Origin of the sequence: Psychrobacter sp. AOP5-GZ1-6, assembly GCF_052376345.1 — a bacterium.
In the GTDB taxonomy this organism is placed as follows: Bacteria; Pseudomonadota; Gammaproteobacteria; order Pseudomonadales; family Moraxellaceae; genus Psychrobacter.
Genome location: NZ_JBQSVP010000100.1, coordinates 1 through 11,702 on the forward strand (window position 1 = coordinate 1; position 11,702 = coordinate 11,702).

Here is an 11,702-nt window from a genome sequence, read left to right on the forward strand (position 1 = left end):
CGTTGTTACAAGCCTAGTTAAGGTCTCGACATTATCGTCGGCTTGCGCCTAGTTTGGTGCAATTTTAGCAATCGGCAGCCCTATTTATGAATATCAAACACGCCCTAGTGGTTGGTATGATATAAATGACTTATTGATCTTTTTCTAAATGATAATACGACAGTTAAACACATAACATATTTAAAAATCTCGCTAGGATATTTGATGCCAACATCGGTAAGCCACGCTCCAGTTCAGTCTTCAGGCAACGCAATGTCTGGTCGGTCAGCCTCGGCATTAGATATGCCCGTGACAGCGCTGGCAGGTGTCGGGCTAAAAGTCGCAGAGCAATTGGCACAATTAAATATCAAACGAATATTTGATTTACTACTGCATCTGCCACGTGATTATGAGGATCGTAGCCGCTTGGTCTCTATAGCGGATGCAGAAAATGGGCAATCGGTACTCATCACTGGGCGTGTGGTAAACGTCGATACCAAACGCAGCGGTATGACAGTGGTGGTGGATGATGATACAGGTACCATTTCATTACGGTTTTTTAAGGTGTATCGCGGTCTTGCACAAACGATGAGCTTGGGTACGCAGCTGCAATTGTTTGGTGAGGTCAAAGTCAGTCGATACGGCAAGCAGATACATCATCCTGAATACCAGATTGTGACAGACAGTGCTGCTATGACCAATACGGGTCTGCAACCAATTTATCCAAGTGTCAAAGGCCTGCATCAGAATAAACTGCGTACATTGGTTAAACTGGCGTTACAGACAGTACGCAGCCAAGGTCTACCGATGACGCTGTTTACCGAGACCGATTTCAGTGTTGTGGCAGATCTTCCGTTAGCGCCTTTTGAGCCTCCCAAACCATTGAATGCAGAAACGGGTCATCCAGAAGACATATTTTCAACATTGGCACGTAGTGTGCCAGACAATACAAGTGGCAATAGCGCAAATAGCATTAATAAAGCCAGTGCAGCTGCTTATGCTGCTAACCGTCATGCAACCAATGATATCAATACAGTAGCTGCTAGCACGGCGAATAATAACGTCTATAATTTGACGATATTTGAGGCGTTAGTATTATTGCATACGCCGCCTACCTATACCGATGCTGGTCAGCAATATAAATTATTAACGCAGTTGAGTGCGCGCACCCATGCCGCTTGCCAGCGTTTGATTATTGAAGAGCTAACCGCTCATCAGCTCAGCCTACTATATCGGCGTCAGCAATTGCATCAGCACAAAGCGCCAAAGTGCGATACTCAAAGCCCGTTAGCTGACGCGTTATTTGGCGCGCTACCGTTTGATTTGACAGGCGCTCAGCAACGAGTCATGCGCGATATTACGGCCGATATGGCAACATCTGTGCCTATGTTGCGACTGGTACAAGGTGATGTCGGTGCAGGTAAGACGTTAGTTGCGGCAGGCGCGGCAGGCTATGCACTAGATAGTGGCTGGCAAGTGGCTGTGATGGCACCGACTGAGATTTTAGCAGAGCAGCATTTGGTTAATTTTAAACAATGGTTCGAGCCATTAGGTATCGGTGTGGGCTGGCTAGCTGGTAAGCAAACCGCGAAGCAACGCCGTGAGTCATTGGAGACAATCGCTGAAAATACCGTACAAATCGTAGTCGGTACGCATGCGTTGTTTCAAGAAACGGTGAAGTTTGCCAAGTTAGGTCTAGTTATCATTGATGAGCAGCATCGGTTTGGTGTTGAGCAGCGTATGGCGTTGACCAATAAAGGCGTTGCTAATAGTACACCGCATCAGCTTATTATGACCGCAACACCGATTCCGCGCACGTTAGCCATGAGTGTCTATGGTGATATGGATACTTCTATCATTGATGAGTTACCACCAGGGCGTACGCCCATTACGACTGTGACGATTGATCGTAATCGCCGTGATGACGTGATTGAGCGAATCGCTATTAATTGTGAGGCGGGTAGACAAGCGTACTGGGTATGTTCATTGGTCGAAGAGTCTAGTGTGCTGGATGCACAAGCGGCCGAAGCGACTTATGAAGACTTAAACGAGCGCTTGGATATCCGTATTGGACTAGTACATGGCAAAATGAAATCTGCGGATAAGCAAGTCATCATGCAGCAGTTTAAAGCAGGGCAGCTAGACTTGCTCATTGCTACTACTGTTATCGAAGTCGGTGTCGATGTGCCTAATGCGTCGTTAATGGTCATCGAGAATGCAGAACGATTGGGACTGTCACAGCTGCACCAATTACGCGGGCGAGTAGGGCGAGGCTCTACCAAAAGCTACTGCGTATTGCTTTATCAAAAGCCGCTGTCTGAGACTGGTACTGAGCGCTTGAATGTATTGCGTGATAGTACGGATGGTTTCGTCATTGCGCAAAAAGACTTAGAGCTGCGTGGGCCAGGTGAGTTGTTGGGTAAACGGCAAACAGGTAATATCGGTTATTATCTGGCCGATCTCATTCGTGATGAGCAGCTATTTGCGATTGCGCAGCGTTTGGCCAAGCATTTAATATCAGACCCTGCTCGCAAAGCAGATGTCAGCCAGCTTATTCATCGTTGGATGCCAGAGGCCAGTCGCTATACCAATGCGTAAAATGTATTTGGTATCTTTATAGAGCATTTAAGCAAGATATCGATGGTAAATAAAAAAAGAGGACAGCCAATGCTGTCCTCTTTTTTTTGATAAAACTATTTGGCTTTTTTTGCCTTCTTTAGCGATTTTTTAAGCGTTTTGAGGTCTTTCTTCTTTTGCTTAATTGCCTTTTTGGTGTCTTTAATATCTTTTTTGATGCTTTTTACTTCTGACTTATTAGCCATGATTATTTCCTTTCTTAATGGTTTAGTCATCAATAATGACAAATTACGCCGAAAATACAAGGCTGAACTGTACGCACTCTGTATCGTTGGTTTTTGTATTCTATTATTAGTTTTCGTACTTCATTACTATTAAGCACTGTTATTATATTTTCGTCAGCTCAGTGTGACATCGTGCTGAGGTAAAAAAGCTTACTACTAAACTGCCCCTAGTTATTATCAACAATTGACCTTTTAGATACTTAACTGAATTGACGCAATGATTAGATAGTCTACAATATTAAAAAAACATTCTTGATAAGATCGTTGCACATCACCTTGTTTACTTTATATTTTTTACGACGTTGGAGCTTGTTTATTTATAGAGACTGACGAATAGAGACCGACTATGAATGACCTTTCAGACCACAATGACAAGCCGAGTTTAGCCAATGATGAGCAGCCGTTAGCGAATAATCCGTTGCCACCTTATCGTCAAACAGAGGCTACTAACAAACCTACCTCCAAAATACCATTATGGTTGTGGCCTGTGGTAGCGGTTGTTTTATTGATAGGCGTTTTGCTGGGTAGATATTGGAATACTAGTAATGTTGCCGCAGATGAGTCAGCAGCGACAACAGCTGAGCAAGCTAGTACTGAGAGTGACGCGGCTAATGAAGAGCAGGCAGTACTTTCAGTAGAAACTATCACTCCCAGCCAAGATAATGTTGGTAATACATTGCGTGCTGATGGCACCATCAACGCCAAAGACATGGCGAACGTCAGCGCAAAAGTAACGGGCGTGGCTATCGAGCGTATATTGGTCGAGGAAGGAGATCGCGTCAAAGCGGGTCAAGTATTGGCAGTATTCGATACGGATGCGATGGAGCAGCAAGTTTTACAAGCACAAGCAGATGTGGCAGAAGCAGAAGCGACATTGGCCAATGCTAGTGCTGATGCCGCACGTATATTGCCATTGCTAGATATCGATGCCATCAGTAAACAAGAGGCCGATCGCTATCGTACTGCGGAGCTGCGTGCTAAAGCCGTTTTACAATCATCAAAAGCTCGGCTGAGTAGTCAGCGCCTGAGTGTAGAGAATGCTAGAGTCGTTGCACCAGTGAGTGGTGTTATTAGTGAGAAAACGGTCGAGGTCGGTATGGTGGCTGGTGGTGAGCCACTGTTTACGATTATTAAAGGCGGCATTTTAGAATGGCGTGCAGATATCGATCCTAAGCTAATAGGCGAAGTCAGTGTCGGCACGCCAGTACGCGTGAGCTTACCGGGTGGTAACTCTGTTATGGGAGAGGTCAGCCGTATTGCCCCTACTGCTGATGACAACCGTCAAATAACTATTTATGCCAGCTTAGAGACCAGTGCACAAGTCAGGGCTGGCATGTATCAGACGGGCGAGTTTTTATTAGGTAGTGCTAGTACGCAAACGGTGCCAAATAGCGCTATCGTCAGCAACGATGGCTACGACTATGTCATGCTCATAACGGATGTGAATACTAAAGATGGCAAAAGTACGGGGCGAGTTCAGCAGCAACGGGTGACATTGGGTGAACGTCTGGGTGATCGTGTTGCGGTCACAGAGCCATTACCGAGTGATGGTCAAATGGTGAAGCAGGGCGGTAGTTTCCTGAATGACGGAGATTTGGTCAATATTGTGAATGATGCTGCTAGCAAAAAATCAGCTACTGGTTCAGCTGAGCAGGCACGCTCATGAGTTTAAATGTCTCGGCCTATTCGATCAAAAACCCACTGGTTGCTATCTTGCTATTTATACTGCTCACATTGGGTGGTGTCTATGGTCTCATGCAAATGAAAGTGCAGCAGTTCCCAGATATTGATCTGCCCGCTGTTGTCGTGACCGTCACGCTACCGGGCGCTGCCCCTTCGCAATTAGAAAACGACATCGCCAAAAAAATCGAGAACAGAATCACCAGTATCGAAGGTGTGAAGCATATTCGCACCACGTTGCAGACTGGGGTGGCAACCATTGCCTCTGAGTTTGTACTAGAAAAAGACATTCAAGAAGCTGTTGATGATGTGCGCTCTGCCGTTGGTGAAGTGCAAGGAGATTTACCAGCCGCCGCCAACGATCCCATTATCACCAAAGTGTCGACAGCAGGGTTTCCTGTCGTGACGTATTCAGTTGCTGCCGATAATATGAGCGTTGAAGATTTGTCGTGGTTCGTTGACGATACGATCACCAAGCGCTTATCGGATATTCCAGGAGTGAGTACGGTCAGTCGTATTGGCGGGTTGGAGCGAGAGATTACGGTGGCTGCAGATCCGATTACGCTAAGCGGTCTACAGTTCTCTATCACCCAGTTGTCTCAGCAATTGGCTGGTATTCAGCAGGACAGCTCGGGCGGTGAAGCAGAAGTAGGCAATACGACTCAGACGATTCGAGTCTTGGGTGCGGTTGATCGCGCTAACGGATTGAATGATATACAAATAGCTGTGCCGACGGGCGGTACACAAACATTGGGACGTATGGCTCAAGTGACAGATGGCGCTGCTGACCCTAGCTCTATCGCATCGCTCGATGGTGAGACTGTCGTCGCATTTAATATTACTCGGTCGCGAGGGGCGAGTGAAGTTGAGGTCATGGAGCAAGTTGATAAAGAGCTGGCGGCGCTCACTGCATCGATGGGTAATATCCAAGTCGATAAAGTTTATGATCGGGCGACACCAGTGGCTCAAGATTATGATGCGTCCATTAAAATGCTGATTGAGGGTGGGGTTTTAGCGGTTATCGTTGTGTTTTTGTTTTTACGTAATATACGCGCGACGATTGTGGCTGCTGTCGCACTGCCATTGTCAGTGGTTCCTACTTTTTTGGCCATGTATCTGTTTGACTTTAGCTTAAATATCATCTCCTTATTGGCTTTATCTTTGGTCATTGGTGTGTTGGTCGATGATGCTATCGTCGAGGTTGAGAATATCATTCGTCATCTAAGGATGGGGAAGACGCCTTATGAAGCGGCAATGGAGGCCGCTGATGAAATTGGGCTGGCTGTCGTCGCGACTACTTTTACCCTAATCGCTGTGTTTTTACCAACTGCATTTATGGGCGGCGTTGTCGGTCAGTTTTTTCGGCAGTTTGGTTGGACAGCCGCCCTCGCTATTTTTGCGTCATTGCTCGTCGCTCGTTTGATTACGCCGATGATGGCAGCGTACATATTACGACCAGAAAAACAGCAAGTCGAAAAACAAAGTAAGTCGATGGGATGGTATCTCAAACTGGTTGCGTGGACCCTCCATCATCGCTGGATCACGATAGGCGCTACGTTGGTATTGTTTGTTGCTTCGTTGGGATTGGTGAAGCTATTACCGACGGCCTTTATTCCTGACAACGATATTGACCAGACGCGAGTGGCCATTGAGATGACGCCAGACGTTGCGCTAGAAGACACCGAACGTGTGGCGGCGTTGGCCAGTGCTCGTATTTTAGCGTTGCCAGAAGTGACGGATATCTTTACCGCTGTAGGTGATGCGCAACAGGATATAGGCCCTAACTCTAGTTCGAGTAGTGGTATGGCAGAAAACATCGCCAGTCTAGATATTGTGCTAGCGCCACGTGCTGAGCGTGGTACTAAGCAAGAGATTGAGCAAAAAATCAGCGGCATATTATCAGAAGTGCCCAGTGCTCGCTTTACCGTTGGATTATCGAGTGGTGGTGAGACGGGTTATAATTTTTCTTTGACCAGTACCAACCCAGAAGTGCTTGAGCAAACCGCGCAGCAGATTATGTCAGAAATTCGAGCCTTACCGGGTGTGGGTGCTGTCACTAGTGATCGCAGTTTGCCGCGCCAAGAGCTGACAGTCACGCCTGATCGTTTGGCTATGGCGGACAAAGGCGTCACCACACAAGATATCGCGACCACATTACGCATTGCCACCGTGGGTGATTACGAGCAAAATTTGTCCAAGCTTAATCTAGATACAAGACAGATTCCTATCGTCGTGCGTTTGCCAGATATTGCCAAACAAAACATCAATCAATTAGAAGGGTTGTACGTCCCTAGTACAAACGCAATCGGACAAGGCGTGCGTGTAGGAGACGTGGCGCGCTTGGATTTCGGTACCGGACCTGCGCAAATAAAACGCCTAGATCGTGAGCGCTCTATCGGTATCATCGTTCAACCTGGAACGACTGAATTAGGTGAGTTGGTACAAGCGGTCAAAAACACCCAAGCCATGCAGAATTTGCCTGCATCAATTACTGTCATTGATCAGGGTCAAGCCGAAAACATGGCGGAGCTGTTTAGCGGCTTCATTATCGCGATGTCGGTCGGCATTATCTGTATTTTAGGTGTTTTGATCTTACTGTTTGGTCGTTTGCTTCAGCCGTTTACGATTTTGATGGCATTGCCATTATCTATTGGTGGGGCGTTTGTGGGTCTGGTGATTACGGGTAGTAGTTTGTCCATGCCTTCGATGATTGGTTTTATTATGCTGATGGGTATTGCCACCAAAAACTCTATTCTTTTGGTGGATTATGCCATTATTGCTCAGAATCTTGGGTTACCAAGGTTTGAGGCGATTGTAGACTCCTGCCGTAAGCGAGCACGACCTATTATCATGACGACGATTGCGATGGGTGCTGGCATGTTACCACTGGTATTCGGCTGGGGTGATGCGGATCCAACTTTCCGTCGGCCTATGGCAGCAGCGGTATTGGGCGGTCTGGTGACTTCAACGCTTCTCAGTCTCGTGGTTATTCCGGTCGTATATACTTTGATGGATGACTTATCGAATTGGTTTGCTAAATGGCTGGTACCAAGTGGTAAAGATCAGTCCACTATAAATTAAGTCTTGTCTATATACAAAGGAATGTCACTATGAATAAAATATCACGCTCAAAAAAACTATTCTCTTATTCTAAGTTTTTGGTCAGCTTAGGACTTAGCATGTTAGGCACAGCCAGTAGTTATGCGACCACCTATTATCTCGACCCTCCTCATACCAACGTGCGTTTCGCTATTGATCATTTCAATACGTCAACGAACTCTGGTGGTTTTTATAATCTGAGTGGTCAGCTTGAATATAATCCAGTAGCCAAGACAGGTAGTATTGATCTATTAATCCCCTTAAATACCTTGAATACAGGTAATCAAGCTTTTGATAACACACTTAAAAGTGCAGACTTTTTTGATGTTGAAACATTTCCAATAGCTCATTTCAAGTCCACTAAATGGCATTTTTCGAATGATAAAAACCGTTCAGATGTTGTCAAAGTTGATGGCATGCTGACGTTACATGGCAAGGTTAATCCTATTACGCTAACGGCTGCTAAGTTTAACTGCTATTTGAGTCCTATACTTAAAAAAACAGTCTGTGGTGGTGAATTTACAACGACTATCGATCGGACAAAGTGGGGCATCAGTAAATATACATTGCTAGGTATGACAGAACAGGTAGCATTGACTATTCAGATAGAGGCGGTAAAGCAATAGTATGTCCTATGCCAGTCTGCCAATGTGAGTCAAAGGTTTTCAGCATATCGTCAAACAAGCCCTAATGCATAGATTGCATTAGGGTTTTTTTATCGAGAGTTATCGCGTTCTTAGATGGAAAAGAGTGTTTTGCTCAGTCTCTTTATTATTGTAATGACATTCAAAAAACTGATACGACCACAAAAATATATTGACGAAATTATGTTATCAGAATGTTATCAACATACTTCCACTATTAATTAATCAAAAAAATGACCACATATTAGAATAGATATCCGAATATAAAGGAGGTGACGGTATATTTTGGCAATAAAAGAGTGGAGTGATAGAAGGTTTTGAACGGTGATAAATAAGATTTTTCTAGGTATGGTTTGATAGAAATCTAATCATTATTTGTTTATATACTTAGGTTTGAGGCTGTAAAGCAGTAGAAATATTCATTTATATGCTTATATAACAAAGCTGCCATAGCAATTGCACAATGTCACATGAAAAAATAAAAACGTTAGATTGGTAATTTTTGTGCTACTGAAATCCAAAGTTATTAATTGATAGTCTTGTGTTCGGAGATGATGACTAACAAAAATTAGATCATCACACTCTATGCTCAAACTGAACATGATAATCACTTAAGGGGTTATCGGACTTTTATTTATAATAATATTTGTTGATAGGTTTGAGCCATAAAAAATATTGTTGAAGTTTAAGCATATTTTTAAATGACATACCAAATCTAAAAACCAAGGAATTAACCAATGAAAAACCTTACTCTATCTCTACCATTACTTGTTGGCGCTGCACTAACTATCCCAAGCTTAGCAGTAGCAGGGGAATCAGCAGAGATGCAAACGCCTGATACTACCATGCAAGCTGAAGTTGATAGCCCTGACAGTGCTCTTGAAAGCCAAGGCGAAAGTGAAGCGGCGTATCCAACTGATGAAGCAAGTGTTGATACCACAGAAGCTGAGACCGATAGCAGCGAAACAGTCATGGAAGAAGAGCCAGCTCAACCATATTCGTAATTCATAGTACGCTATTTGCTAAGTAAATATGTCACTAAACATCATGTGGCCAAACACAGAATCAGCCACAAACTTATACTAGCAAAACAAGTCGTACATCAGTATTTATAAATTAGTCTCAGCATATTTTAGACAGTAGACCAAATTTAAGAACCAAGGAATTAACCAATGAAAAACCTTACTTTATCTCTATCATTACTTGTTGGCGCCGCACTAACTATTCCAAGCTTAGCAGTAGCAGGGGAATCAGCAGAGATGCAAACGCCTGATACTACCATGCAAGCTGAAGTTGACAGCCCTGATAGCGTCCTTGAAAGCCAAGGCGAAAGTGAAGCGGTGTATCCAACTGATGGAGCAAGTGTCGATACCACAGAAGCTGAGACTGATAGCAGCGAAACAGTCATGGAAAAAGAACCAGCTCAACCATATTCGTAATTTATAGTACGTTACTTGCTAAGTAAATATGTCACTAAACATCATGTGGCTTAACACAGAACCAGCCACAAACTTACTCTAGCAAAACAAGTCGTATAACAGTATTTATAAAAAGGTAGCCATCAGGCTGCCTTTTTTGCTGTTACAACAAATACTATTATGGGGTAACGTTTTATTCACTTCAAGTCCCAAGATCTAAATAATGACATGCGCTAATTACCAATGCAAGCAATGTAACCTTTCTTAAATTTTTTGAATCTTTCGCAATATTTATCACTACTATAAATAGCGTTATAACCAAGAGTCTATGACCAAAACAGAACGGCCCTAGACTTTTTATCTAGGGCCGTTCTGTTTTAACTGCTTGTTTTTAGACAGTTATTAGTAATCAATCGTATAGCTCAAACCATAGGTAGTGCCAGAAGCAGGTAGACGATTCGTATCACCATAAGTGGTTTGGTGATAGACCGTTAGATAGTCTTTGTTAAGCACGTTATAAACGCCGTAATCCATTCGGCCTACTGGCATTTTGACTTGACCTAATACGTCAAGCGTCATATAACCTGTAACAGGTAATGCGCTAGAGTCTGGATCTTTTTGTTGGTCTTTATAGGCTGTGTCGCTGCCACCTATTGCTAATGCTTGTAGACGTACGTTGCTGCCTCCATCAAAGCTGTATTGAGCAAACGCAGTACCTTTTAATGGGGTTAGGCGCACAGCATCTAACTCTAACCAGTCGCCATCTTTGTCATATTGACCACGGGTGTAAGCGACAGTCCCGCCCACTTGCCATTTATCGTTGAGATCGTGAGTCAAAGAGCCTTCTACGCCATAGACACGCTCATCGGTATCGACCACTTCTACAGTATAGCTATCGGTGAAGCGTACAACCTTGTCTGATTCATTATAAAAACCGCTCAAGCGTGCTGCTGTATCGCCGTGTTTGCCTTGCCAGCCAAACTCGTAGTTATTTGTTGTAATCGGCTGAACATTGTCTGAATTGACCACAAAACCTGCTCGTACATCACGCAGCGCACGCTGGATATCTGCTGTCGTAAACCCTTGTGAAAAATTAGCAAAAATCTGATCGTTCGGTGTTAATTGATAGCTAGTTCCAAGATTGAATAGGACTTTATCGTGATCGGTATCGCCTGCTTCTACTATTCCAGCTTCATAGTCAGTGGCAGAGTCATTAGCGTAATATTCTTCTAGTAATTGCTCATATATCGGTGTAAAGGTATCAGTCTCTGATTTTAGTTGCTGATAACGTACGCCAGCACTGGTATGCCACTTATCTGTCAAATCTACATCGGCGTTGATAAAAGCACCCAATTTATCAATAGTAGTATCTGGCCCAGCATTGTAGGTAAGTCCATTTGTCTTAGCAGTTAAACCGTTGCTAGCAAAAAAACTCGCAAAATCTTGTCCATAGTAAGTTTGCTCACTATTTTCGCGTTCAAAATCAGCACCATAACTCAGTAGTACGTTTTTGCCAGCAAGTTCAGTGTCTGTTTGCATTGCTGCACGCAATCCCATGACCTCAATTTCTGCTTCTGACTGAGTAACGAAATATGGATTACCACCGCTGTAAGAAGCATAATCATCTTGTGTTGTTACTGTTTTAGCAGAAGGGTAAAAACGGCCTTTTTCGTCTCTATAATAACCGGTCACATTTAAGTTCGAGCCTAAGAAGTCATCATCGTTATAGCTTAAGTTGGCGGATGTTTTTGTGGTGTACGGTTGATCTTCAATATCGGCACCATCGATAGCGTTCAACGAAGGTGTCGCACCAAATAATACTGCTAAACCGTCACCGTAATCTGGACCGTAGTCAGTGTCTTGCTCATCATTATAGTAAGTGACAGCTAAGTCAAGTCGCTGAGTATCTTAGGACTTACGCAACAATCAGTCTAGGCGAGCGTAACTGCTCGCAGAGATAGTCATCCAGCAAGCCATGTTTTAACTGATATACCGTTTTCTTTGTCTGCCTAGCAATACGA

Annotated in this window: 7 protein-coding genes and 2 pseudogenes; 6 read left to right on the forward strand and 3 right to left on the reverse strand. The window is 44.0% G+C overall.

The window, feature by feature from the left end; translation table 11 throughout:
• Positions 1-204: 204 nt before the first annotated feature.
• Complete coding sequence (recG, locus tag ACT3RN_RS11620) at positions 205-2,577, forward strand: ATP-dependent DNA helicase RecG (protein ID WP_192519478.1); 2,373 nt, start codon at positions 205-207, stop codon at positions 2,575-2,577.
• A gap of 95 nt (positions 2,578-2,672) precedes the next feature.
• Here the strand turns inward: recG and ACT3RN_RS11625 are convergent, their stop codons facing one another.
• The gene (locus tag ACT3RN_RS11625) at positions 2,673-2,801 is read right to left on the reverse strand and encodes a hypothetical protein (RefSeq protein WP_263972658.1); all 129 of its coding nucleotides are present in this window, start codon (positions 2,799-2,801) and stop codon (positions 2,673-2,675) included.
• A 385-nt stretch (positions 2,802-3,186) separates the two neighbouring features.
• On the opposite strand from ACT3RN_RS11625, the gene ACT3RN_RS11630 reads away from it, so the two are divergent.
• The 5 genes from ACT3RN_RS11630 (at position 3,187) to ACT3RN_RS11650 (ending at position 9,702) form a co-directional block, all read left to right on the forward strand.
• Positions 3,187-4,506: an efflux RND transporter periplasmic adaptor subunit gene (locus tag ACT3RN_RS11630; protein WP_192519477.1), complete on the forward strand. Its 1,320-nt coding sequence runs from the start codon at positions 3,187-3,189 to the stop codon at positions 4,504-4,506.
• Positions 4,503-7,601 carry an efflux RND transporter permease subunit gene (locus tag ACT3RN_RS11635; protein WP_192519476.1) on the forward strand — a complete coding sequence of 1,033 codons (3,099 nt, stop codon included), beginning with the start codon at positions 4,503-4,505 and terminating at the stop codon, positions 7,599-7,601. Before ACT3RN_RS11630 ends, ACT3RN_RS11635 begins: the two co-directional genes overlap by 4 nt.
• 29 nt (positions 7,602-7,630) lie before the next feature.
• A complete protein-coding gene (locus ACT3RN_RS11640) occupies positions 7,631-8,245 on the forward strand; it encodes a YceI family protein (protein WP_192519475.1) in 615 nt (204 codons plus the stop codon).
• A gap of 755 nt (positions 8,246-9,000) precedes the next feature.
• Positions 9,001-9,267, forward strand: coding sequence for a hypothetical protein (locus ACT3RN_RS11645; protein ID WP_192519474.1), 267 nt, complete (start codon positions 9,001-9,003; stop codon positions 9,265-9,267).
• Positions 9,268-9,435: 168 nt separating this feature from the next.
• Complete coding sequence (locus ACT3RN_RS11650) at positions 9,436-9,702, forward strand: hypothetical protein (protein WP_192519473.1); 267 nt, start codon at positions 9,436-9,438, stop codon at positions 9,700-9,702.
• 381 nt (positions 9,703-10,083) lie between these two features.
• Here ACT3RN_RS11650 and ACT3RN_RS11655 read toward each other — a convergent pair.
• Positions 10,084-11,571: pseudogene (locus ACT3RN_RS11655) on the reverse strand (TonB-dependent receptor); the annotation flags it as partial.
• A gap of 25 nt (positions 11,572-11,596) precedes the next feature.
• Positions 11,597-11,702: pseudogene (locus tag ACT3RN_RS11660) on the reverse strand (IS701 family transposase); the annotation flags it as partial.